A 26,619-nucleotide genomic window follows, 5' to 3' on the forward strand; every position below is an offset into this window, starting at 1 on the left:
CAAGGTATAAACGTTATTCCATAAATAGAATTTTGACCTATTATTGATATACCACTAAAAGTAATTATATCTCCTTTTAATACTGGAATAATATTCGCTCTCCATTCATGGCGATTATAGGCTTCATCATACCTAAACCATTCTATAGGGACCAAAATATTATTAATATATACTCTAGCTCCATAATTCCAAGCTGACTCGAAAACATTTATATAGCCATTATTAGGACATACAAAACCACTACTTGTAATATGGATAAAATTATTAAAATCAGGTACATGAAAGTTATTATTATTTCCTAAAGAAATTAATAACCTATTAATATTATTCTAGGTGCTACACTTTCAAATATATCTTCTCTTTGATTCCTTAAAACCGTTATATCAGTAAGCGTATGTGTTATTTCTTGATATATTATATCTGCAGCTGCTGGTCTTGAACCATTAGCCCAAGTTGATATGCTAATACCAATAATCTTATTCTTAAAAGGAATAGGATATTTAATTTTTTGAATTTTATCAAATCCTGAAGCATCAGATTTACCTGTTATAAATTGCATGATTATTCCATTAGGTAATTTCCAATAATAACCATATTCGTTTGATTCTAATTTTCCAATATTACTTCCTAAAGAAATTATTAATATTCTATAACAACATATCCATAATCAAATGAGTTTTATTTTTTGAAATTTGCATATAATTCATCTATCGCTTTTATTTGACTTTCTTGTAAAGTATGGGCATACAAATTTAATAATATATCTGGATTTGCCCAACCACCTAATTTTTGAATATCTACGATAGCCACTTTATTGTGAATAAGATTTGTAGCAAAAGTATGTCTTGTACTATGAATATGCAAGTCCTTTGGTAACCCTAAACGCTTCAATCTTTTTTTCATGTTTTGTAAGAGATTATTAGGATTGTAAACATCGCCTTTTTTAGTACAAAATACAAGATTATACATATTAGTATATTTATGCTTAGAAAAATATTCTTCTTGTTCTTTTTTTAGTATTAATAACTTATTCATCAATTCTTGTGGTAGTGGTATAACTCTAATCGAAGATTTATTTTTAGGAATAGCTTTTAGCTTAGGTTTATTATTGATGACAACTAAAACTTGGCTTATAAATATAGTATTATTATGAAAATTAACTTTGTCCCAACTAAGTCCTAAAATCTCACTTCGTCTAGTTCCTGTAAAAAATAATAATTCATATGCCAGATGATATCTATAATTTTTAGAATTATTCAAAAACAATACTTGTTGTTCTTTAGTAAAAATATTTTTAGGTACATTAATAATCCTAATATTCTCTGTATATGAGGCTACATTTTCTTTTACAATATTTTCTCTAACAGCCTGATTTAAACAAGATATTATAAGTGAACGTATTTTATTAACTGTCCAATTAGATAAGCCTTTTTTCTTCATACGTAAAATAGATTTATTTCCATATTGTAATAAATTAGATAAAAATTCTTGTACATCTCTAGTTGAAAGATTTTGGATAAATTTTCTACCTATATTAGAAGGTTTTACATGAATATTAATGTAGGTCAAACATACATTTCTTGTAGTGATTTCATGTTTAGGATATTTGTATATCATATACCAGTTATACATATAATTACCAAACGTGATATTTTTGTTTTTCATAAAAAAACACTCCTTTATTTTTTTCTTAATTATAAATAAAGAAGTGTTTCTTGTCCGAACCGGACAACTTTTTATTGCTTATATATTGTATCTTTTGAATTATTCTAACGATTAATAAACCAATTATATATTTCTAATTCATTTATTGATATATTAGTTACTTCGGATATATATTGCCAATCATCTCTATTAGCTATCATTCTCATAGCAATTTTTTGAGCTACTTTTTTAGTAAATTCAATATCTAAGTTCTTTATATTTTCTTCAAGATAATCTATTAATCTACCTAAAGCCTCAGTAAAACATGACATATAATCATAAAAAAGTTCATTTACTTCACTATGCTTTAAAGTTTGAAAAATTTTTTCTAAATATAACGTTTGATTATTTTCTTTTGATACAATATTTCCTTTTTCATCTATATCATAATAATCTAATAATTTTATAGGATATTTTAAAATATCATTTCCATTTTTTACTATAGTTTAGATACTGGTATACTTGTCATTTCAGAAATATATTCTTTATTTTTGTTATTCATTAACATATTATATGCAATGTTAGTTGCAACTTCCTGTTCAAGTATAATATTATTTTTTTCTATTTTTGTTTCTAAATACCAAACTAAATCATCCATTATAGATACTAAATTACCATATGTGTAAAAAGTATATACATCTCTAAAATTATCATGGGTTAATGATTGTAATTCTTTTCTAAGAAATAATGTTTCTGATTTATCTTCAGATACAATATTTCCCACTGCATTATAGTCTTCTGTATCTTCAATTAAATATGTTGGTGGATTTTCATATTTTGGGTCTAATAATAACTTGTGAGTAATTTCAAAAGCTATATCACTTATTTTTATATCTAAACTTTGATTTTGCAATATTGTGTCTTTTATCATAATATCATCTCTTTCATTTGTTTTATCTTAATTGTAGCATATTACTAAATAAATACTAATTATTATGATTTATTTTAATATCTTCAATACAGAAGATATCTTTACTGATTAATTTTAGTTTTAAAATGATTTCATAGTCAAATTTATGTTTAAATATTACTAAAGAACTATCTATATCGATATCATTCAAAATAAAGCCATAACTTTCAAAAGTAGCTAATAAATTAGTTGTATTCATCATTTTTAGTTTTAAGGCTTTAATCTCATTAATTATTTTGTTGTTTAATTTAGTCATGTATATCTTCCTTTCTACCTATGCGACTGTTTTTTGTTGATTTTCGCACGTCTTGAGATAATGGCAGAAGGGAAAAAAACAAGGGTAGCGAAGTTATTCATTTCACCCTTGTTTTTTTGGAATGAATGCCATTATAGTGCGAGCAGAAAAGCGACAAAAAGTTATTTTATCATTATTTTAAATTTAATCCGCAGGATTATTTTTATCATTTATTACATTTATTTTGTGTTCGATTCGAACACAATTTGGTTAAAAGTACATTCTAAAAATCAAATATAACTATTTAAAAATGTGTTCGATTCGAACACATTTTTTAGTTACTGACAAAAAGTTCAGCTTTTTTTGCCTATTTTCATCGAACACAAAACCATTTTAAACTCACAAACCCTTGATATATAAGGATAAAAAATTTTTTTCATTTTTTCAAAAGTCGATACTTTTAAAATTCACTTCCATGATACCATAGTTTTAACAGGGATTTAGGAGGCGTTCAAATGAACAAAAAAGCATTTTTAGAATGGGAGTTGATTTTATATTCATCTATCATGTTAATACTTTGTCTTGTAGGGATATTTTCTTTTACAAATTATGCTATGGCTAAGTTTGATATACAAAAAGAACAAATGAACAATTTAGATGTAGCATTAGAAAGATATAGCACAGACCATTTAATGATAAAAGATGTATATATGGATAACGAAAATAATATTGTAGATAAAAAACAAAAAACATATCCTGAAAAATTAGATGAACTAATAGATTTAGGGTATATAAACCATATTGAAAATATAGATGACTTTGAATATAAACCATATAAAAAAGACAACTATTATATTTACTATGAACTAAAGATAAAAAAGCCGTTATCTAACTCTTATTATATAAGCGAAGGTAGTAAACGAAGTGAATATATAGCAAAGGAAGACTAAGAAATGTTATTAATGAAAATACTTATTGCTATTAATATTTTATATTTAATCATTGAAGATTTTCGCACAAAGACAGTTAGTATCTATTATTGTATCAGTCTATTTATGTTAAGTACCACATATGCTATATTCTCTAATTTTAATATTGTATGTTATCTAAACAATTTATTATCTGGAACATTATTTTTGGTGTTTATCTATGTTTCATCAATCAAACTAAAAAATTGCAATAATATCCATATCACTTTTGCTAATGAGGAAAATCACCTAGATAAAGGACTTTCGTATTTACCAATAATATTTTTAGGTTATGTAATATACAAAATCTTGAATTTTAATGATATATTTGCTAACTATTTAACAACATTTCAAATTAGTATGGATTTTTTAGCATTACCACTGTGCATTATAGCGTGTTTAGTAATATTTATGCAAATTTTAAGATGCTATTTTAAATCAAATAAGCAAATAATAACCAGCATGGGAGATGGAGATATTTGGGCAATGATGGGGATAGTTGGCTTTATACCTTTAGGTGAATTTTTTATCATAATATTTTTAGCTAATATCACATTCATTTTAATTTACACAACAAGGAGATTTTTATGCAGCTAGGATTTAACCGAGTCAATTTTATAAAAGACATTATTAACAATAAATTTAATGGCAATATAACAAAATGTGCAATAGAATTATCCTTATCTAATAGTTATCTGCACGCTGTAATTTATGATACTAAAAATAAAGGTGGCATAAAGTTATTAAATGCTATTATTAATTATTGTACTAAAAACAAAATAGATTACCATAAATATATTTTTATAAATTTAGGAGAATGAAATGAGTATTAAAGACTTTTTAAAACCAGCACCATACATTAATAACACAAACCCCATAAATCCCTCTGACAGAGCAAAAAATGATTATGATGTTGAATTATCTAAGTTAACCAATGATAGATTTAACCTTTTACGATTAGTCGCAATTTTAGCTTTTGTCATAGTTATAATGACAATTTCCTTAATTTATTTTGCTACAAAATCTGAAATAAAGCCATATATTGTAGAAGTAGATACACAAACGGGAATAGTTAGAAATGCAGGCTATCTACAAGAACAAAAATATGAACCACAAGAGGTAGCTAAAAAATATTTTATAACAGATTTTATCAAAAAAATGCGAGAAATACCTTTAGACCCTGTGCTATATAAAAGGAATATTAACTCATCTTATGCCTTTTTAAGTAGAGATGCTATGGGAAAATTAAATCATTATCTACAATCTGAAGATATCGCTAAAGCTTTAGGTCATAAGACAGTGCAAGTAGAAATAAATGTTATCTTGCCACTTACAGAGAGCAATAATTCCTATCAAGTACGCTGGATAGAAACAAGATATAGTTTAGATACAGGAAATAAAGAAACTGTAGAAATGTCTGGAGTTTTTACCATTGCTGTAAAACCACCAGAGAATGAAGAAATGGCATTAAAAAATCCACTCGGTATATATATAACAGATTTTTCATGGGATAAAGAGGCTGTAAAACAAGATAAAAATAAAAAATAGGAGAGATAATTATGAATAGAAAAATAGCTGCAATTTTAGCGGTATTAATGATAAATAGTTATCAAATAGCAAACGCAAATGAAAACACCACAGTAAATGAAATAAAACAAGATATAACAAAGCTTAATGAACACAAAGATAATAAAAACTATGATGTAGAACAAGCTGTAGCCAAGCTTTATGAAAAAATAAGTGATTTAGAAGCTAAATTAGAAGTTGAAGTAGACCTTGCCACCAAAGATAAAGACGCTAAAATAACTGATTTACAAACAAAACTAGATAATATCACTAAAGAAAAGCAATCCGTAAAAGAATATTTAAATGACCTTAAGCAAAATCCTCCAGAAAATAAAGTAAATGAATTACCAAAATTAACTTATGATGCACCAAAACAAACTACTAAAGATTATGTAATTTTGCCACCTAATTCTTCAAGAGCTAATAACTATATTCAAGATGGCAAAAATGCTCAGGGCTATGCTCGTATGGTATTTTCTTATGGACCAGAACAAGTATATAAGATTTACTGCAAAATAGGCTATCTAACAGATATTAAATTTAAAGATAATGAAAAAATAACTTATGTGGGTGGTGGAGATACTGCTCAATGGTTAATAGACCACGCTACAGTAGAAAACACATCTCATTTGTATGTGAAACCTATAGCTAATAATATATCTACAAATGTAATTGTAAATACGGATACAGGTCATATTTATCAAATACTATTAAATTCTGGCGATTGGTTTAACCCTATGGTTAGCTGGAGTTATGGAAATGAAGATGACATTCAAAAACAAATAAAACAATCTATGGATAATGCCTATATTGAAAAAGATAATATTAAGCCAGAAAATATAAGTTTTAATTACAAAATTAAAGGCAATAAAAATATAGATTTTATGCCAACAGTTGTATTTAATGATAAACGAAAAACATATATTAAATTTAAAGAATTAGATACATTACCTGTTTTATTTATTAAAGACAAAGATAAAAAATTAATCTTAGCCAACTATAAAACTTCTAATAATACTTTTATTGTAGAAACGATATTTGATGAAGCCATTTTAAAATCAGCTGATGAAGAAGTAACTATTACAAGGAAAGATTGATATGAATATATTAGACAAGGTTCGTCATAAAGACACAACTTATTTAACAAACAATATAAAAGATAATCAGCCTGCTGAAACCTTAGGTGAAGCACTGAAAAAAGATGAAGAAGACATAGATAATCTACAAACCACTACACAAACATCAACTGTTAATAAAAAAGTAGTTATAGGATTATTTTTATTCTTTATGACTGTAGCTGTAACCGTATTTATTTTTAGTTCAGATGATTCTTCCGATGAGAAAAAAGAAAATAAACCCAAGGTTGAAGTTGCAGATACTCAAAATGATTATAATGTAGCCAAAACAGGTAGCGTAGATACAATTCCAGATAATTATGATTCTCTAGCCAAACATGAGCAACAATCTAAAAATATTAATAATCAAAATCAAGCTCAATATGTACAAAAAAGACCAGCAACTAATTCAAGTAATAATACTAATTATTATCCAGAAAATAATAATGAAGTTCACTATTCAAGACCTGTACCAATATTACAAAGCCAGCCTCCTAGTTATATACCTAAGCAACAAACATCTAATACAGCCAATACTACTTCTATAAATTCATCAAATACAAATAATGAACAAAAACAAGATGAAAAAAATATATTTGCAGCAGCTATAAAATTTATGTCATTTAACCAAGATAACCAAGATGAAAATACAAGTGAAACAGTAACTACTGAAAATCCTACTAATAATACATTTTCCTATCCTCAAGTTAATAATATAAACGAAAATACTATTTTAGCAGGAACCTTAATCAATGCTACTCTTTTATCAGGCATTAACAGTCAAATCGGTGGGCAAATAATGGCTCAAATTAATAATAATATCTATGACTCTTTATATGGAAATAATTTATTAATTCCTGCTGGTAGCAAAATTATAGGTCAATATGAAAGTGCCATTAAGCAAGGACAATCAAGAGTAGATATATCTTGGAATACACTTATTTTTCCTAATGGAGATACCTATAATGTTGAAAATATGTTTAAATCAGTAGATGCTCAAGGTTATGCAGGTATAAAAGGAGATGTCAATAATCACACGGGAAAACAAATAGGAGCTGGTATATTAGCTAGTGCTATTGGAGCTTTAGGAAACATAGCTACTGGTAATAATTACAGTGAATATGGCTGGAGAAATAGTGGCGATTTAGCAGCTCAAGGAGCAGCTACAAGTCTTATAAATACAGCATCTAAGCTATTTGAAAAGCAAATGAATATCGAGCCAGAAATAACTGTTAATCCAGGAACATCAATTAATATCATGACAATTACTAATCTGGTTTTTTAATGGAGGTTTGTTATGCAAAATCCAATTAATAGATTTATAACCTTTCTATCAATAACCGTTTTATTTACCTTTATAGGAATATTTGTAGCTACTCAACAAGTAGCTTATCACTGCGAATATGATAGTGCTTTAGGACAAGGGTTTCAAATTACAAATAATATTGTTTTATATAAACCATGGATGTTTATTATCTGGTATATACACGCTTCAGATATAATTCCTACAATTATTCATAACGCTGAAAACAGCATCTATATTTGTATATTACTAGGTATGAGTATATCACTATTTATCATAAGGCGAAAATCTCCAAATACCTCTCATGGCTCAGCCACTTGGGGAGGTAAAAGAGATATAAAAAAAGCCCATTTAAAAGCTAAAGAAGGTGTAATTTTAGGAATTAACCCTTTTACTTATACAAAAAACTTAATCTATAAACAAACATATCTGCTGCAATATGACATCAATGAAAAATCTCATACACTTATTGTTGCCCCTACTCGTACAGGAAAAGGTGTAGGCGTTATTATTCCTACACTATTAACATGGAAAGAATCCGTTTTTGTTCTAGATATCAAAGATGGTGAAAACTGGGATTACACAGCTAGCTTTAGACGCAAAGGTTTAAAGCAAAAAGTACTAAATTTTAATCCTTTAGATACAAAGGGAATAACTGCTCGTTGGAATCCTATTGCTGAAGTCCAGTATAGAACAGATAGGGAATACGCTGATGTTATGACCATAGCCAATATGATAGCAGACCCTACAGGAAAAATGGCAAATGACCCTAAAAGCAAGCACTGGGTACTCACAGCATCAGCATTAATTGAAGCTGTTATTATGCACTTATTATATGTCCATGATAAAGAACATAAACCTGTACCTAATATGGGAGATGTAACTAGATTTATTTCTTCATCATCACGGTCTTTCGATGAGGCTATAACTGAAATGATGTATTATCAGCATATCACACCAGAAGAAGCATTTTCAGATGATAATATCTTTCAAAAAATTTATGGAGATTATGTAGAAATTAATGCTTTTAATGATAGTTTTTTAGAAACTGAAGAAACTGATAGTCTAAAACTCAGAAAAATACGCTCTGATATTTTAAATATTTCAGAAGATGATTTAGATAAAAACTCATATTATAACGATTACAGCAAGTTCTTAAATTTTAGTGAAATTAAAGCATATTTTAAAGATGATTATCAAAATCTAGATTTTGAAATGAAACCTTATTGTTTTTTATTAACTCACCCAAGAGTTGCCTCTGGAGCTTATAAAATGGCATCTCGAGCCGAAGAAGAACAGTCTTCTGTATTATCTACAGCAGCTACAGGATTTCAGCTTTATCAAGACCCTGTAATTTCTAAAAATACGGCTGTAAGTGATTTTAAACTTGATGATGTAATGAACTATGAAAAAGCTGTATCACTGTATCTTGTAGCTTCATCAGCAGATAGAGCAATTTTACAACCAATATTTCGCTTGATGCTAGATTTCTTTTTACGACGCAATATGAAAAATTTAACTGAACGAAAAAAGCATAAATGCCTACTATTATTAGATGAGTTCCCTCAAATAGGTAAAATTGACCAATTTGAAATGGCTATAGCTACTATGGCAGGCTATCAACTTCGTTCTTTAATCATTATTCAGAATTTAAGTCAGCTATACAGCATCTATGGCAAAGACACCTCGATTATCTCGAACTGTGCCGTAAGGGTATTTTACACGCCCAACGATGATAATACACCAAAAGTAATATCAAACATGTTGGGTAAAGAAACTATAACCGTAACCTCTAAATCTGAAACCAATAATTTATTAAAGAAAAACAAATCATGGCAATCTGCTGCTAGAGATTTAATGACAGTCGATGAAGTATTAAATCTTCCTGAAAGTCAAGAGATTGTTTTTATCAATGGTAAACGCCCTATTTTGGCTAAAAAGCTTTTATATTACAAAATCCCTTTCTTTTTAAATAGGGTATCTATATGGCAAAAAGAAGATAACAATGTACTTAATCCTAAGTACCCACCACTTTTAAAATCAGATTATTGTACTATCGTGGATAGTTATACTAAGTTATTACCCAAAGCTGTAGAAAAAGGAAAATTAAATTCATTAAGCAATAACATAACGCTAAAAAAGAATACTAAAAAAATTAATAGTAAATTAAGCGTTATCAGTTTGTATATATTAACAATCAAAAATAAAATAAAAACCTTATTAGCTAAGAAAAAACAGCAACCAGAAAAAATATCACAGCCCAATTTTGTGGTCAAAGACAGTATAAATGAACTGCAAAAACCTAAAACCAAGACATCTATTACTTCAGCTATTACTTCAGCTGAAGAAGTCCCTGTAACAGCTATAGAAGATATACAACAAATTGAAGAATTAGAACCTATACAAAATGAAAGTGAGGATAATATGAATATGTTAGAAACTAAAACTGATGAACAAATACCAGGAATGGGTGATTTAATAACTAAACAAAATACAACTAAAACAACAGAAAATGAAGCTACATTTACAGATACCTTTGAAGATGATGACATTAATCAAGCTAAAGATAACTATACAGAAACTGTTAATAACAATAATGATGAAACTAAAAATACAGAGATAGAACATGTAAAATCTGATGAAGGAAGTGAAACTAAAGAAATAAATTCAAAAGCTGAAGATAATAAAACTAACCAAGTAAATGTAGTAACTGAACAAACATCCACTGAAACTTCAACAAATGAACCAAAACCTACAACAAAATCTAAAAAAACAATTATTCAAAGAAAACTTATCAAAAGAAAATCTCCTTCTGAAGTAGATATGAAAATGCTTTCATATCTACATAATTTAGGAATTGCAAATATTGAAGAACTCAATTTTTATTTAGATAATTGCACTTTATCTATAGATGAAATTCAAGAAAAAATAGCTAGATATCAACAAGAACTTGATGAGTTTGCTGCTATTTATGATGAATTAGAGGCTAGCTAATGAAAGATAATACTAGATTTACTGAAAGATTAGATTTCCTTTTTCAAGATATAAAGCCTTATTTGATAGATGACGATGTCTGTGAAATTATGGTTAATGATGATTCCAAAGTATGGGTAGATACATTTTCAAAAGGGCTTATCTATACAGGAAAAATCCTCACAAATGATATCGTAAGTAATATTATTGTACAAATTGCAAACCACTCACATAAGATTTGCAATAAGGATAATCCACTACTTGAAGCCGAGATTTTAAATATGCGTTTTCAAGGCTTTTTATCGCCAGATATAGTTAAAAATTCAAGCTTTTGTATTAGAAAACACGCAAAAAAAATCTTTAACCTTGATGATTATGTACAAAACAAAACCATGACTAAATATCAAAAAGAAATTATTATACAGGCTATTTATAATAGAAAAAATATCATAGTAGCAGGTGGCACAGGTAGCGGCAAAACGACCTTAGTAAATGCCTTGCTTTTTGAAATAGCTAAATTAAATAACAGAATAATAATTATTGAAGATACCAAAGAGTTAAAATGTGATGCCGAAAATAAGCTGGCTTTAATTTCTACTAAAACTACATCAATGGAAGATTTATTAAGAGCAACGCTTCGTTCTCGCCCAGATAGAATTATCGTGGGAGAAGTTCGAGGTAGTGAAGCTTTCACACTTATAAATGCCTGGTCAACGGGACATAAAGGTGGTATCTCTACCGTACATTCTAATAGTGCTTTTCATACTTTAACAAGAATTGAAACCTTAGTAGGTTTTGGTACAGATAAGGTGCAACCTTCTATTATTGTAGATGCCATAGATGTAATAATTTATATCAAAAAAACGCCAACAGGTAGAGTAATAGAAGAAATAAGAAAAGTAATCACTTATGACAAGAAAAAAGAAGAATATATAACAGAAAAATTAGCTTAAAGGAGATTTTATCATGCAAAAAATTATTAAATTCATTATGGAAAATAAATTATTTATCTTACAGTTAACATTTTTAGGAATTATAGCTATGAATCAAACAGCGTTTGCTTCGGATTTTGCGATGAATACATCCTCGCCATTCGATGAACCTATTAATAAACTGAAAACTATAATTGTAGATAATTTGCCTAAAGTATTTATTTTAATTGCTACTGTTTTAGCAGGTTTTACCATCGCTATGGGGGAATCACAGATTACAGGAAAAATATCTAAATTATTTTTAGGTGCTATAGCTGCTTGTTTTGCTGGTAGTATAGTAGCATATTTCTTCTTAGATGGATCTTCTGGAGCGTGTTTTTAATGAAATACACCATTCCTGTATTTAAAGCATTAACCGAAAGAGCCACACTACTTGGTGGTCCAAAAGAAATAGTCTTATTAAATGCAGTATTAGCACTTATTATTTGGACTATGTTTAATACTTTATGGATAATACCATTTAATCTTATAATTCATTTCTTCAGTATTTACGTGAATAAATTTGATGACAGGTTTTTTATTTGTTTACTTAAATTTTTACACAAGAAAAAATTTTATGATGTGTGAGGTAAATATGTACTTGTTTAAAAGATACGATGAAAAAACTAATATTTTAGCAAGTTATTTGCCATGGCTATATTTAGTTAAAGATAACATTATTAGAAATAAAGATGGCTCACTATTATGTGCTTTTATTTACGAAGATATAGATACTGCTATTTTAAAACAAATAGCAGTATCTAATATTTCTCTATGGATAGATTATGTAGATAAACAAAAAACTTTATACATTGTCTATAATCCACTACTTTATAATGCAGATTTAAAAAAAATAAATTCATCTATAGAAAAATTTAGTGAATTTATCTTGGAAATAGAACATAATTTTCGTCTATGTTCACTTAAAAATACAACATTAATTAACAGTTTATACAAAATTATTACCATAGATAAAACCATTTCTATGATGAATAATCCTATTTATTTAGATTACAAATTAACTAAAAATCACAGTTATAAAAAATATCTTAAAGAATATTTAGTGATCGATGAATATTATCTTCAGTGTGTGAAATTACTAGGATATCCAGAATTTTTAACTAAAAGCCTTATCCTTTATCTTGAGCATAACAATATACAATTTCGCTACAATAAACGCTTAATTTTTCTATCAGATAAGGATAAACAAAAAGAAATTCAAAGATATACTAAAAATTGGAGCAAAAGCCATAAAGAATTTTTAAAAGTATTAACCTATGAAGATAATTCTCTTTGTGCTTACTACAATAACATATTAGTTATTTATAACAAGGATATACAAAAATTAGTTGAAGATATAACAAATGTTACTAAATTTTTAAATCACTATGGAGTACCCACAGTAATAGATAAATCCAATATGGGTGATATTTGGTATAGCACTATTTCGGGAATGTTTCGCTCTAATCTAGTATCTCCACTTATGGAAATAGATGAAAGTAAAAATATGTTTTTTATTTGAGGAAGATTACTATGTACAATTTAAAACGTTTACGTATTAAGAAAAATCCATTATATGCACAAATGAATTTAGGAAAAATAATTCGCTATGAAGATATAGGTATAGTTATTAATAAAGATGGTTCACTTATGGCAACGATAGAATATCGCGGACCAGATTTAGATAGCTCTGTTGAAGAAATACTTGCTATTTTAACCAGCCAGCTAAATAGTCTATTTATGACACTTGATACAGGTTTTATATTTTATTTTGAAATGCAACGAACACCCTCTTTAGATTACCCTACGAAAAACTATTTTCCTGATGAAGTAACTAAAAAAATAGATTTAGAACGACGATATCAATTTAAAAATCTGCATAAAAACTTTGAATCAAGATATTTTTTAACAGTTTATTATATGCCACCAACAGATAATGAGCAAAAAATTAAATCTTTTGTCTTAGAAACTAAAACTAAGCTAAAGGATTTAAACAATTATTTATCCATATTTAAAGCTAATATCGATAAAATATATCGAATGTTTATTCAATTGAAATTACCGTTAGTTAAAATGCTCACTCCTGACGAGCTGGCAACATATCTTCACAGTTGTGTATCAACTAATAAAATGAATATTCACTTACCAGATAGAGAAAATCAAAAAATTAAAGATAATAATATTGCTTTAGTTAAAAATCCTATACACCTAGATAATTTACTTTACGATTGCTCACTTAATGCTAGTTTAAAGCCTATGTTAGGGGAGCAGCATCTAAGAGTTATTACGCCACTATCTTTTCCAAGCGAAACGCATTTTGGTTTTTTTGATGAGCTTACGTATCTAAATTTCTCTTATCGCTTTGTAACTAGATTTTATTTTTTATCTAAAAGCGATGCTTTAAGTGAGTTATCCTCTCGTTCTCGAGATTGGCGAGGTAATTTAAAAAGTTATTGGACTTATGTACGAGAAGCTTTCCACGTGGAAAGGGCAGATGATGACTTTGATGCTAATGCTGTAGAAAAAGTCAATGAAGTGGAAAACGCTCGCATATCGATTGAAAAATCTGAGATAAACTATGGCTTTTATACAACTATGATTATCGTAACAGATAAAAATGAAGAACTTGCTGAAGATTATATAGATACTATTGGAGATATTTTTTCTACCTTGGGACTTAAATATAAAAGCGAAGATTTAAACGCTGTAGAAGCTTGGCTTTCTTCTGTTCCAGGAAATGTGTATAACAATCCTCGTCGTTATTTAATAAATACAGGTAATTTAATACATTTAGCTCCGATTACTGATGTTTGGGCAGGTGATGAAAAAAACTACCATTTAAATGCACCTTCGCTTTTATACACTAAAACCAAAGGGAATACATTATTTCGCCTAAATATCCATGTTAAAGATGTTGGCCATACAATTTTAATTGGTCCACCAGGCAGTGGTAAATCTGTTCATCTTTGTATGATAGCTGCTCAATTTAGAAAATATAAAAATGCTAAAGTATTTATCTTTGATAAAGGGGCTTCTTCAAGAATTTTAACACTGGGCGTTGGTGGCAATTTCTTTGATTTAGGAAATAATGATGTAGCATTTCAACCACTTAGTAATATACAAAATGAAAAAGAACGCTCATGGGCTTTAGAGTGGCTTTGTTCCTTCTTAGTGCAAGAAAATGTAGTTGTAACCCCTAATATAAAAGATACTATTTGGCACACTCTATCATTAATAGCTACTACTTATCCAAAAAATCAATTAACGATGAGTACTTTTGTATCTTCACTAACCGATGAAACGCTTATTGAAACATTTAAACAACTTACCATAAATGGTTCATATAAAGTTTTTGATGCTAATAAAGATAGTCTATCTTTTACAGATTTTCAAACCTTTGAAATGGAAAAACTAATGCAAATGAAAACTATAATAGCACCAACACTATTATATATTTTTCATCGTTTAGAGGAAGTTTTAGACGGCTCACCTAGTATTATTATCTTAGATGAAGCATGGGTTTTCCTAGATAATGAAGCATTTTCGCAAAAAATCCGAGAATGGTTAAAAGTACTTAGAAAAATGAATGTATCCGTTATCTTTGCCACTCAATCTTTGGTTGATGTTACAAATTCTAATATTTTTCACACTGTATTAGATGCTTGTCAATCCAAAATCTTTTTAGCTAATCCCACAGCTATAGAAGAAGCTAATAAAAAATTATATAAGAGTTTTGGTCTTAATGATAGACAAATTCAAATCATTGCTCAAGCAATAGCAACAAGAGATTATTATTACACCTCCGTCAAAGGCTCACGACTTTATGATTTATCACTTGGCAAATTTGCCTTAGCTTATGTAGGCATAAATAAAGCTGACCAAAATAAATGTGATGAAATACTAAAAAATTATCCAAGAGAAGAATTCAATGATGAATGGCAAAAATATAAAGGAGTAGATAATTATGACTTTACTTAAAGACTATTTAAATCAGTGGGCTACCTTTGAAGATGAAAGATTGTATCTACTAAAAAAATTAGACTCTAGCATAATGAAAACTATGCTAAAAAATAATATACCACTAGATGAAGTAAAAAAATCCATTAGAGATAATAGTAGCCTTTGCAAGGGAAAATCTTTTATAGCAATAAAAAAATATATAGATTCTTTTGAGCATGATATACAACCTTCCGAAACTAAACCTACTACTAGAGATTACAATGATTATAAACAAAAATACATGCCACGAATTTTTGATTTTTATGTACAAAAAGAAACAAAAATCATGCAGATTTTACAGCAAAAAGGCTACAAATTGACTGATATAAAAGATATTATCGTAGAAAATACACCTCTTTTAAAAGATATAGATATAAATTTATCTGAAAAACTAACATATTTTAGTAAACTCAATATTAATTACACTAAAAAGATAACTGATATAAATAAAGCTAAAGAAATATATATGATTGAACTCAACAACTTAAAATTACGACATACCAATTTTAAGTTAAATCTATATTACGATGCCAAAATAGCTTTTTCTATGTATTATGAGAAGAACTATGACTTATCTACCATAGAAGAATTACTTGCTAAATACACCCAAAATTCCCATGCCAAACAACCAGAATACACCAATGCTATTATAAACTTTGTAAAAGAACATACACACTTATACCATCAATTAACTAATACCAACATAATTAAGCCACAAAATACTAAAGAAAAATATATTAAATATCTAAATGAATATCTAAAAAATACTTTAACGAAAAGCCTCACTCCATTAGGGGAAAAACAGATTATAAAACGTCTTTTATCTGAAGGAGCAGATAATACTGAAGTATTAAACGTAATAAAAGCATTTTCTCCAGTAGTTCGTGAAATAGGTAGAAAGAAAAACTATGCAGATACCATTGTCAATTTAGCCAGTGAAGATATTTTAAAAGCCAAAGAGCATTTAACAAAAGTTGAAAATATCTTTAAAGAAAAGATAAAGCAGCTACCACAAAATCCAGATAATTTAGCTTATGCCCTTTTAGCTAAGGAAATGATTTTGGCAGGTTGTTATCCAGAATATGTAGTAAAAATTTTTAATGAAAAAATTTATTCATCTAAAGATAAAACAGCATATTATATAGTGAAATCTGCCCAAAATAATATTAAAGCAGAAAGAGAAATAACAGAATTTATCTGTCCAGATAACCTTTCAAATATGACTCTTGAACAAATAAACAATAAACATATTTCATTAAAAGATGTCTATAAATATGCCATTAAAGAGCGAATACTTTCTTACCCTAATACTAAATTAAATCTATCTGATGAATATATAGATATTGATGCCAGTATAAAACTATTAAACAGATATCCTGGTATCAATAAAAATGAACTTGCTCATATCATAAGAGAAACTTCAGCCAGAATGCAACTTCCAGAAATTCCTCAAGATTATCCCAAACTTGTAATTGAAAAAGCAGCTAAAAAATTAGCTGAAGTATTTCATTATAACAAAACGCAAGAAGAACAAAAAAAAGAACTTAAAGAAGATTATCAATTAGAAGTAGCTATAAACGATGCTACTATCAATAATACAGACAATGATGAAGAATATATAAAATGTGATTATAGGGCAGCTCTTAGCTTTATTAAAAAAGGCATTGAAGAAAATGATATTAAAAATATCATCGCTGAAGAACAAAGCACTAGAAATAATAAAGACGCTTTAGAAAACTTTAAATATGCCGAATATATTACAAGTATTGCTAAAAAAATAAATACTCGGCAATTAAATATTATAAATGTCTTAGATACTAAAAATAACAGACCTACTGTCGAAAATATGTACAAAACGCATATGAAAGAACTATATCAAAAAACTAATTTATTCAATCAAGATATGGAAATCAATGCAGCTATGTATATGCTATACAAAGACATCAAAAAAGAAGATATTGCTCTTACTCTCACTAAATATTCACCTCATGCAGTAGAACCTAATCATTCATCTTTAAGTTATATAAATAAAGCGATTATATATAATGCTCAACAAAAACTAACTGTAGAATTAGAAAAAAGACGAGAATTTGCCAAGAAAACTCTAGTAGATAAAGATATTAATAACTTATATAGCAAATACTACAGCGATTATAAAGAAAATATAGACCTTCCTTTTGATATGATAGCAGATACTATAATTGCAGCTAATATACTAAAAGCTGGTTTTAAATTAAAAGATACCTTAGATGCAATTGCTAGTCAATCTCCTAATTTAACTAATATATCCAATGAAAATATTTCAAAATATGGTCAACAAATAGAAATAATTTTAAATAAACTTACAAATACATTAAATGATACTAAAGTTCAAAAACATAATTTAGCACATACCTTAACCTTAACTAATGAACAGGAGGCTAATTAATTGCAGAAATTCATCATAAATATATTGCTAATTACATCTTTTTTCATCACACCTATAGTGCATGCTCAAGGGAACAATTACTACAATATAATTTATTCTGAAGTATCCATGTATAATCAAGAGCAAACAGACTGGATAACCAACGCTATACTTTATGCTAGCAGTACCTATAGCCTTGATCCACTATTACTTACAGCACTACTTGAGCAAGAATCTCATTTTAATCTAAATGCCATGTCAGGTGCTGGAGCTATTGGAATCGCTCAACTAATGCCAGGTACTGCTAGTATGATAGGTGTTGATCCATATAACCCTTTAGAAAATATCCTAGGTGGTGCAAGTTATCTGCGTACACAAATAGATAATTTTACGTATGCTGGACAATATAATATAACTTATGCCTTAGCTGCCTACAATGCTGGAGCAAATGCCATTTATGAATATAATGGAGTACCACCATATAAAGAAACGATTGAATATATCTATAGCATTTCAGATATCTTCAATCGATTAAATAGCTATAGATAGAAAAGAGGCTTTTATGTTAGATAAAATCTCTATTATTAGTTCTAAAATAAAAAGAAATTGTCTATCCTTGGTTATTGCTTCAGTTATAATTTCCATTATTTTTGGCAAAAGTATAGCTAGAGAAGTAGAATTTTTATTAGTTATAGATATGCTAATATTTTTTCTAATTTTATTTTGCTTATTTATAGATTCAATGATTGACATTATCAATAATATTAGAAGCTATGATAGCATTATTTCATGGTTTAAACATTTTTTAATAACTAGATATCCTTTTCCAGCATCTATGATAATGGATATCTCAATACTCATAAAAACTCTTATTAAATCAAACTATGCTTTTGAAAGATTTGTAGGAATAATATTTGCGATACTTATGATACAAGTGTGTATGGTTTTTATATATGTAATAGTAAGTGGATTAATAATTCCACTAGGTAAATTATTAATTATACTGTTTAGAGGTGATACGTTATGATACAAATGAAAAAAAGATATCTAATACCAACTATTTTTATGGGAATAGCAGTAGGATTTTGTTTAACTGTACCTAAACAAACAGCTACAGCTGCTATCTATGTAGAAGATATAAAAAATATAGCTGAGAATGCTAAAACAGCTATAAATACCTATACAAATGCTATAAATACAGCTAAACAAGTATCACTGATGATACAAGATTTAACATCTATGGATCCTAAAGCCCTAATCGCTCATTATACAGGATTAGATAAAGAATATAAAAATCTTATGAACGACTTAGACTCTCAAATAGGTACATTAGATAAAGATACTTCTACAGATAGTATTTTAAGTGAACGAATGGGCATAGATATTTATACAGGTGGTTATACTAAACCAGTAGATTTAAATTCATATACACAAAATATAAAAAAACTTTACCATGTAGCTGATGAAACCTATTATTCTGCTTTATCTATAGGTAGACGTCAACAAGAAGTAGAAAATAGCATTAATCAATTAGAAACTTCCCTGCAAAATCTATCTAAAGCACAAGGAACAAAAGAAGCCATGCAGGCAAGCGGACAAATAGCTAGTCAAAATACTATGGAAACAGCAAAAACAAACGCTTTATTATCTACTCTTTTATCTGTTACAGCTACCGAACAATTACAAGAAAATGCTCAAAAACAAGCAGGTATGAAGATAAATGAAAATATGGCAATAGATGTAAAAAACAACTCACAAAAAGTTTTATCTGATATAGAAATGAACAAACAACAAAATATTGAAGACTATAAAAAATTAGTAGGTTATGGATTATGAAAAAAACAAAGATTATACTACTGACTATAGGAATATTATTATTACTTTCATCTATCTGCTTTGCTCAAACACCAGAACTTGCTTGGGACGATATATTTGAAAAATTTATCGGTACTTATGATAATGGTTCATTAGATACTGATGGAGCTATCTTAACCGATAAAGTACCTAGAATAATTGTGACTTGCCTAATAGTTGGCTCTGCTGGAATGCTAGCATTTGGAGAATTATCTGCTACCACTACTACTTTTTTACGTATGATTTTATCTATGACAGTAATTATCAATTTAGGAATATATTTTGGATATATGTTCATTGTTCCAGATAGCTCTTTTATCAGCATTGCCGAACCTAAACCCGACCCCAACTCTGCTAATTTTTTAGGACAAATGATGATGAGTTTTATCTATAAATGTCAAAAAGGTGCTGAATTTTTATATCCCATTTGTGTGAAAATTCTCGCTTGTGCTTGGGCTATTGATGTAGCAATAACCTTAATGCTAAAAATAGAAGACGATATCATAAAATACATGATATCTAACGCCTTAAAAATGGCAATGTATCTATTTTTAATAACAAATTGGATTTTAGGTATGGGAATTGCTCATGCTGTTTTTGCTAGTTTTGAAAGAATAGGCTATATCGCAGGTGGTGGCGAAAATAGCATACTTATGCCTGATGATATAATGGGCAATGCCTTTAAAATTATTGAAAATACATGGAATAGTTTTTCTCAAATATCCTTTACCACAAGCCCATTTGCTCTAATATTAGCTGTAGTGATATTTTTAGTAATTGTAGCCTGCATATTAGTAATTTCAGCTCAAATAATGGTAGTAAGAGTAGAATTTTGGGTAATGGCTATATTTACTATGTTAACCATGTCTATAGGAATGTTTAAACCAACAAAATTTTTATTTGAAAGAGCTATAAGTTCACTTATACATTATGCCACCAAAGTAAGTATTGTAGCTTTTGTAACAGCGATACTTGAACCAATGCTAACAAGTGCTGTAGAAAATTTTGTTTCAGGTGGAGAATCACTTGATTTACAGAAAAACTTCTTAACCTTTATGCAACTTGCCTTTTCACTTGGTATAATGTGTATGCTTGTCTATAAGCTACCAAACTTAGCACAAGCAATATCTTCTGGACAACCAGCTTTAAATGGTAATGATTTATCCAATCAATTAAAAGCAATGCCTACTAAAGCTATGAGAATGAAAGGTGCTTGGGACGTAGCTTCAAGAATGCCAGGAGGAAATTCCGCTAGAGGAGCAGCAGGCTTTTTATCTAATATGAAAAGCATAGGAATGCAAGCAGGAAGAGGAGACCTCAAAGGAGCAGGAAAAACAGCTTTAAACTATGGCAAAGGAACACTAGGAACAGCAAAAAACCTAGCACAAATGGGTATAGAAAGTGGGCTATTAAAATCTTATTATGAAGCTCAAAGAGATACTAAAAATGCCAGAGAACTTAAAGTTCGAATGGATACACAAAAAAAGGCTGGCAATTTAAAACATAATACTAGCCCAAATGAAAAAGAAAATGCTCAAAATGAATATATTAGAAGAGAAATAAAAAATAATATGAGTCCTAATGCTAATTATGAGTATGCATTAAAAAAGGCTGAACAAAAAATGCAACAAGACGAACTTCCAAAACCTTTAAAAACAAATACTTTTCGTGGCTATTATAATGATAATAACCATGATGATATAAATAATACTTCTAATAATTATCCTCGTTACAATAACAGTGATAACGATAATAATGTAGATAATGACACTAACAATGATAATACAGATTGAATTTAATATGATAAAAAAGTATAATTATATTAGAAAATAGTTTACGAGGGAGTGTTATTATGGATATTTTTATGGATATATTAGGATTTTTAAAATATATTGCTATTGGTATTTTGTCATTATTTGTCATTGGTATTGCTTTAGCCATAGTTACTGATATGTTTCGTCTTTTATTAGACGTAATTGTATTCATAATAATTGCACCATTTTATATATTATTTCATCCAATAATGTTTGTAACTAAGCCAATGACTTGCTTTAAAAATATATTTATGAAATGTCCTTGTTTTGGTGAAGAATATCATGAGGCACATAAAACGCCTGCTGAAATTGCAGAAGAAAAACAGCAAGCTAGCGTAGGTGTTAATGAAGAAGAGATTGCATTTTTTAATAGATTGGAAGAAGATCGATATTTAAAAGAATTAAGAAAAAAGGGCGAAAGCTTATGGTAAGAATATAAATTAGACGATATAATTTATCTAATAATTTGTGTTCGATTCGAACACATTTATTTTGCAAAATCATAAACTATGTAGTATAATAAATATGAAAAAAGAAGAGAAAACTGATGTTTGCACCGTCAGCCTCTTCTCAAAGAATTCGAAAAGAAGAAGTCAGACGTTATGTCATGACTTCTTTTTATTTATAAAGTAATTAATTTAAAAATTTACTTTTTAAAATACATAAGAATGGTAAATGTCATAGTTACGACTCCCACTATAAGGGATATTAATTCGTATTCTGTCATAATTACCACCTCCTCTGATGAGGAGAGTCTGACACATCAATTTATCTCTTCTTTGCTGAATTAACAGCGATTGTTATTATATCACAAAAATTTTTCACTAAAAAGCTAAATTTTATATATTATATAGAAAATGTGTTCGATTCGAACACATTTATTTTGCAAAATCATAAACTATGTAGTATAATAAGAGTATAAAAAGAAGAGAAAACTGATGTCGCTTCGTCAGCTCTCTTCTATAAGTGTGTGAAATAGAAAGAGCTGGACTTGTCTAGCTCTTTTCTATTTCTTATAAAAATTAATATATTAATTAGCCTTTATTTAAAATAGCTAAGAATGGTAAATATAACATTTATTATTGTTAGAATTAATATCATTAATTCATAAGTTGTCATATTACCACCTCCTCTAATGAGGAAAGCTGACACATCAAATTTTCTCTTCTTTGCTGAATTAACAGCGATTGTTATTATATCACAAAAATTTTCCACCAAAAAGCTAAATTTTATGTATTATATAACAAATGTGTTCGATTCGAACACATTTATTTTGCAAAATCATAATCTATGTAGTATAATAAGAGTATAAAAAAGAAGAGAAAACTGATGTTGCAACCGTCAGCCTCTTCTCAGAATGGGTTGAGAAAGAAGTCAGACGTTATGTCATGACTTCTTTTTATTTATAAAGTAATTAATTTAAAAATTTACTTCTTAAAATACATAAGAATGGTAAATGTCATAGTTACGACTCCCACTATAAGGGACATTAATTCGTATTCTGTCATAATTACCACCTCCTCTGATGAGGAGAGTCTGACACATCAAGTTTTCTCTTCTTTGCTGAATTAACAGCGATTGTTATTATATCATAAAAATCTATCTATAAAAAAGCACTTGTCAATTAGAATAATGACAAGTGCTTTTCATTTATTCTTTATTAAGTTCATTTAAGACATTAGTAATATAAATATCATGACATGGGTTTAAGTCATTTCCCATAACTTCTAAACAATCATCAATATGGTAATAATTTCCGTTATATGGATGTTTAAAATATATTGCAGGTTTTTTTCTATTAGGTAAATATACAGCATAATAATTATAATCTGCATAGTCATCAGTTAAAATAATTTCAGTGTTTAATTTTTTAAATTCTTCATAATTATATACTCTATATTTCATATATACTCTCCTATTTTAATATATTTAAATAGAAATCTAATCGTTCATCTAAATATTTTGCAAACAAATTTTCCATTTTAGATAAATCTTTATTAACATTATAATCATCAAAAGCGTTATAATAAGCTAATCTATCAGTAAATTTTATATCTATTGGTGGATATCCTGCTTTCATCAATTCTAAATTAATAAGTAATCTTCCTGTTCTACCATTACCATCAATAAAAGGATGAATACTTTCAAATTCAATGTGAAACCATGCTAATTTAGTAATAATATGTGATGTACTGTTTTTATATTCGTTTAATAAATTTTCCATTTTAGGTTGAATTAAATATGGTTGTACAGGTAAAGTTTTTGCTCCCATAATCATAACAGGAACTTTTCGATATATACCTCTATCTTCAGCTTTATCAGCTAATACCAAATAATGTATTTGCTTAATGAGACTTTCTGATAATGGTAATTTGTCCTTTACTAAATCATTTACAAATCTAAAAGCATCTCTATGTCCTATTGCTTCCATATGGTCTTTTAAAGGTTTTTTATCTATAGTTAAACCACGTAAAACCATAGCTGTTTCTCTAAGCGTTAAAGTATTACCTTCAATAGCATTTGAATTATACGTATATTCTACTATAAAGTTTTCAGCTAATCGTTCTAATTCTCCCGCTGTTAATGGTCTACATTTATCTAATTCTTTTTTCTTGTCATCAATACGTTTTATACGTTTTAAAATATTATCCATATTATTACCTTCAATTCTTCATAATATTTAGTATTAATTATATCATTTTTTATAATTCAAACCAATCACTACTTTCATTATCATTTCCAACCAGTAGATTTGTTTCTATTAAATTTCCAGGTTCTAGTACAAAAACACCGTTATTGTAATTTGCAATAGCTAATTCTTTAGCTTCTTCTAAAGAATTAGCTTCTAAATAAAATACGTCTGATACAGTTTCCTCAATAGTTATAGTATATATTTTTTTCATTTTTCAGTATCCTTTCTTATCTTACGATTCTTATTTATTGCTTTTTGCATGATTTTAAATAATGTCAGAAATGAAAAAAGCAAGGGCAACGTAGTTGTTATATTTACCCTTGCTTTTTGAAATGAATGACATTATGATGCAAACAAAAAAAGTAATAAAAAATTATTTTATCATTTTTGTTCGATTCGAACATAATTTTATAAATGTATAGTTCTTTCAAGGATTATATTTTTTAAATCCTTATCATGACTAAATGAACGATACATAAAATCTATCATTTGTTCACTTTTAATATTTGGACTGTTTATTAAAATTTTTTTTACTTGTTCCCTTGAAAAACCATCTATTAGTGCTTGCTTTAATATTTTTTTATCTATACTAGGATTGTATTTTATTTTATTATTAGGTACAAATTTATTCTTATAATAAAAATATACTGGTTGTAAATTAAATTTTAACTGCTTAAATTTTGTTAATATATCAGTATCATCACTCTGTAAAGGTATAGAATATTTATTTACCATTCTTTCCTGATATAATTTAATAGATTGTATCCTTTCTTTAAGAGCAGCACAAATAATATTATTTCTTTTTTTATCAATTAATGGATTTTTATTTAATAAATCGTATATTTCTTCTGTTATATTTCTTAATTTACTAAAATCAAACCTATCCCAATTTTTTACTAAAGATAATTGCATTTCATGTGTATTATAAAAAGGCTGAGCTATTACAGGAGTACCTATTTTATTTGAAAGTACACTGTATTTATGCCAAAGACTCGTACCACTATCAAATATAGGTGCTGGGCTTAAATACTCTAAAGTATTAACATCTCTAATAAAGCCAAAGTTATTATGATGTCTATCCGTGTTTGCAATAATATAATCTAAAACAATCATACTATCAAAAAAATCCTTAATATTAGAAATATTATTTTTGTCTGCTATGTCTAAATAATGATTATAAATAGAAGTGTTTTTATCTCTAATATACGTTTTTGCTAAGGCATAACCTGAAATTAATTCAGTATTTTCTGTTATAAAATTATCACATATAGAACAGATACCCTGTCCTTCGTCTACAAAAAAATCATACTTAACATATGGATATACATTTAAATTTTTCATTATAAGTGATGCAATCACTTCATTAAAAGGTTCTTGTCTATAAGGATCACTACCACTTTTAATAAGACATCTTTTTTCATTTTTGATTATCCATTTTTTTCTAAGCCAACCATCAGATGTATTATCTGGAGTTATAAAATCTATTTCATTACTCTCCTTTACAAAATTAGGATTAAAAAAGGCTTCTCCAATATCATTAGAAAACTTATTGTTAAAAAAGTTGATTTTATCCCACGTTAGCTTAGAATTAATCGGTTTTATCCAATATTGGTCAGATAAACTAAGACCAAAACATTTCATGGCTAAAATAGAACTTCTTTCAATATTAAATTCTTGTAATACTGAAAAAAGACCCTGTCTACTAGCAGGAATTGCCCTACCTTGCCACCACTCTGCTAAGTTATTTTGTATATCTTTATTAGACATTTTTATATCATTACAAATTATACCTACAGGAAAAGCTTTTATGTTATATATTTCTAATAAATCATAAATTTTACCATCATCAGATAATATAATTTGAGCTAATGCTATATTTTTATTCATTAAAATATATTTATTCATAATCTATTCCTCACTTAAATGTGTTCGATTCGACCACATTATTCATAAACACAAATAAAAAATCAAATATAACTACTTTTTAACGTGTTCGATTCGAACACGTTTTTTTTATTTACTGACAAAAAGTTCAGCTTTTTTTGCTCATTTTCATCGAACACAAAATTACTTTAAGTCCGCAAACCCTTGATACATAAGGATTTAAA

Annotated in this window: 26 protein-coding genes; 17 read left to right on the forward strand and 9 right to left on the reverse strand. The window is 27.9% G+C overall.

Features of this window, described 5'->3' with window-relative positions; genetic code table 11:
• Positions 1-307: 307 nt before the first annotated feature.
• The 5 genes from GXM21_RS07940 to GXM21_RS07960 all read right to left on the reverse strand — a co-directional run bounded on the left by GXM21_RS07940 (position 308) and on the right by GXM21_RS07960 (position 2,870).
• On the reverse strand, positions 308-559 hold the full coding sequence (locus GXM21_RS07940) for a hypothetical protein (protein WP_008537527.1): 252 nt from the start codon (positions 557-559) through the stop codon (positions 308-310).
• A 119-nt stretch (positions 560-678) separates the two neighbouring features.
• Positions 679-1,665, reverse strand: coding sequence for a tyrosine-type recombinase/integrase (locus GXM21_RS07945; RefSeq protein WP_008537526.1), 987 nt, complete (start codon positions 1,663-1,665; stop codon positions 679-681).
• Between the two features lie 104 nt (positions 1,666-1,769).
• Complete coding sequence (locus GXM21_RS07950; protein ID WP_008537525.1) at positions 1,770-1,976, reverse strand: hypothetical protein; 207 nt, start codon at positions 1,974-1,976, stop codon at positions 1,770-1,772.
• 167 nt (positions 1,977-2,143) lie between these two features.
• Positions 2,144-2,575 (reverse strand): hypothetical protein, encoded by a 432-nt coding sequence (locus tag GXM21_RS07955; protein WP_008537524.1) that lies wholly within the window; start codon positions 2,573-2,575, stop codon positions 2,144-2,146.
• Positions 2,576-2,630: 55 nt separating this feature from the next.
• Positions 2,631-2,870: a hypothetical protein gene (locus GXM21_RS07960; RefSeq protein WP_008537523.1), complete on the reverse strand. Its 240-nt coding sequence runs from the start codon at positions 2,868-2,870 to the stop codon at positions 2,631-2,633.
• Positions 2,871-3,364: 494 nt separating this feature from the next.
• Between GXM21_RS07960 and GXM21_RS07965 the strand changes: the two genes are divergently transcribed.
• The 17 genes from GXM21_RS07965 to GXM21_RS08045 all read left to right on the forward strand — a co-directional run bounded on the left by GXM21_RS07965 (position 3,365) and on the right by GXM21_RS08045 (position 22,250).
• Positions 3,365-3,799, forward strand: coding sequence for a hypothetical protein (locus GXM21_RS07965; protein WP_008537522.1), 435 nt, complete (start codon positions 3,365-3,367; stop codon positions 3,797-3,799).
• A gap of 3 nt (positions 3,800-3,802) precedes the next feature.
• Entirely contained in the window at positions 3,803-4,414 is a 612-nt protein-coding gene (locus GXM21_RS07970; RefSeq protein WP_008537521.1) for a hypothetical protein, read from the forward strand.
• Between the two features lie 225 nt (positions 4,415-4,639).
• The gene (locus GXM21_RS07975; RefSeq protein ID WP_008537519.1) at positions 4,640-5,365 is read left to right on the forward strand and encodes a VirB8 family type IV secretion system protein; all 726 of its coding nucleotides are present in this window, start codon (positions 4,640-4,642) and stop codon (positions 5,363-5,365) included.
• Positions 5,366-5,376: 11 nt separating this feature from the next.
• Complete coding sequence (locus GXM21_RS07980) at positions 5,377-6,480, forward strand: TrbG/VirB9 family P-type conjugative transfer protein (protein ID WP_008537518.1); 1,104 nt, start codon at positions 5,377-5,379, stop codon at positions 6,478-6,480.
• 1 nt (position 6,481) lies between these two features.
• A complete protein-coding gene (locus GXM21_RS07985) occupies positions 6,482-7,783 on the forward strand; it encodes a TraB/TrbI/VirB10 family type IV secretion system protein (protein ID WP_008537517.1) in 1,302 nt (433 codons plus the stop codon).
• 12 nt (positions 7,784-7,795) lie between these two features.
• Positions 7,796-10,795 (forward strand): type IV secretory system conjugative DNA transfer family protein, encoded by a 3,000-nt coding sequence (locus tag GXM21_RS07990; RefSeq protein ID WP_008537516.1) that lies wholly within the window; start codon positions 7,796-7,798, stop codon positions 10,793-10,795.
• Positions 10,795-11,727, forward strand: a complete 933-nt coding sequence (gene trbB / locus GXM21_RS07995; RefSeq protein ID WP_008537514.1) for a P-type conjugative transfer ATPase TrbB — start codon at positions 10,795-10,797, stop codon at positions 11,725-11,727. Before GXM21_RS07990 ends, trbB begins: the two co-directional genes overlap by 1 nt.
• Before the next feature lie 13 nt (positions 11,728-11,740).
• A complete protein-coding gene (locus GXM21_RS08000) occupies positions 11,741-12,088 on the forward strand; it encodes a TrbC/VirB2 family protein (protein ID WP_008537513.1) in 348 nt (115 codons plus the stop codon).
• Positions 12,088-12,333, forward strand: coding sequence for a VirB3 family type IV secretion system protein (locus GXM21_RS08005; protein ID WP_008537512.1), 246 nt, complete (start codon positions 12,088-12,090; stop codon positions 12,331-12,333). The genes GXM21_RS08000 and GXM21_RS08005 overlap by 1 nt, the downstream gene beginning before the upstream one ends.
• Positions 12,334-12,340: 7 nt before the next feature.
• The gene (locus GXM21_RS08010) at positions 12,341-13,267 is read left to right on the forward strand and encodes a VirB4 family type IV secretion/conjugal transfer ATPase (protein ID WP_008537511.1); all 927 of its coding nucleotides are present in this window, start codon (positions 12,341-12,343) and stop codon (positions 13,265-13,267) included.
• An 11-nt stretch (positions 13,268-13,278) separates the two neighbouring features.
• Positions 13,279-15,723, forward strand: coding sequence for a TraG/VirB4 family ATPase (locus tag GXM21_RS08015; RefSeq protein WP_008537510.1), 2,445 nt, complete (start codon positions 13,279-13,281; stop codon positions 15,721-15,723).
• Positions 15,710-18,172, forward strand: coding sequence for a hypothetical protein (locus tag GXM21_RS08020; RefSeq protein ID WP_008537509.1), 2,463 nt, complete (start codon positions 15,710-15,712; stop codon positions 18,170-18,172). Before GXM21_RS08015 ends, GXM21_RS08020 begins: the two co-directional genes overlap by 14 nt.
• Positions 18,173-18,700, forward strand: a complete 528-nt coding sequence (locus GXM21_RS08025; protein WP_008537508.1) for a lytic transglycosylase domain-containing protein — start codon at positions 18,173-18,175, stop codon at positions 18,698-18,700. It abuts the gene before it with no gap.
• 13 nt (positions 18,701-18,713) lie between these two features.
• On the forward strand, positions 18,714-19,178 hold the full coding sequence (locus GXM21_RS08030) for a hypothetical protein (protein ID WP_008537507.1): 465 nt from the start codon (positions 18,714-18,716) through the stop codon (positions 19,176-19,178).
• On the forward strand, positions 19,175-19,987 hold the full coding sequence (locus GXM21_RS08035) for a TrbJ/VirB5 family protein (RefSeq protein WP_008537506.1): 813 nt from the start codon (positions 19,175-19,177) through the stop codon (positions 19,985-19,987). The genes GXM21_RS08030 and GXM21_RS08035 overlap by 4 nt, the downstream gene beginning before the upstream one ends.
• Positions 19,984-21,798 (forward strand): TrbL/VirB6 family protein, encoded by a 1,815-nt coding sequence (locus tag GXM21_RS08040; protein ID WP_008537505.1) that lies wholly within the window; start codon positions 19,984-19,986, stop codon positions 21,796-21,798. The genes GXM21_RS08035 and GXM21_RS08040 overlap by 4 nt, the downstream gene beginning before the upstream one ends.
• A gap of 59 nt (positions 21,799-21,857) precedes the next feature.
• Positions 21,858-22,250, forward strand: a complete 393-nt coding sequence (locus GXM21_RS08045) for a hypothetical protein (RefSeq protein ID WP_008537504.1) — start codon at positions 21,858-21,860, stop codon at positions 22,248-22,250.
• 1,219 nt (positions 22,251-23,469) lie between these two features.
• Here GXM21_RS08045 and GXM21_RS08050 read toward each other — a convergent pair.
• From GXM21_RS08050 to GXM21_RS08065, 4 genes are all read right to left on the reverse strand, one after another.
• Positions 23,470-23,724 (reverse strand): hypothetical protein, encoded by a 255-nt coding sequence (locus tag GXM21_RS08050; RefSeq protein WP_008537502.1) that lies wholly within the window; start codon positions 23,722-23,724, stop codon positions 23,470-23,472.
• A 10-nt stretch (positions 23,725-23,734) separates the two neighbouring features.
• Positions 23,735-24,472, reverse strand: coding sequence for a Fic family protein (locus GXM21_RS13135; RefSeq protein WP_008537500.1), 738 nt, complete (start codon positions 24,470-24,472; stop codon positions 23,735-23,737).
• A 49-nt stretch (positions 24,473-24,521) separates the two neighbouring features.
• Positions 24,522-24,722: a DpnD/PcfM family protein gene (locus GXM21_RS08060; protein WP_008537499.1), complete on the reverse strand. Its 201-nt coding sequence runs from the start codon at positions 24,720-24,722 to the stop codon at positions 24,522-24,524.
• 197 nt (positions 24,723-24,919) lie between these two features.
• On the reverse strand, positions 24,920-26,416 hold the full coding sequence (locus GXM21_RS08065) for a hypothetical protein (protein WP_008537498.1): 1,497 nt from the start codon (positions 26,414-26,416) through the stop codon (positions 24,920-24,922).
• Between the last annotated feature and the right edge of the window lie 203 nt (positions 26,417-26,619).

It is taken from the genome of Megamonas funiformis (genome assembly GCF_010669225.1).
Lineage (GTDB): Bacteria > Bacillota > Negativicutes > Selenomonadales > Selenomonadaceae > Megamonas > Megamonas funiformis.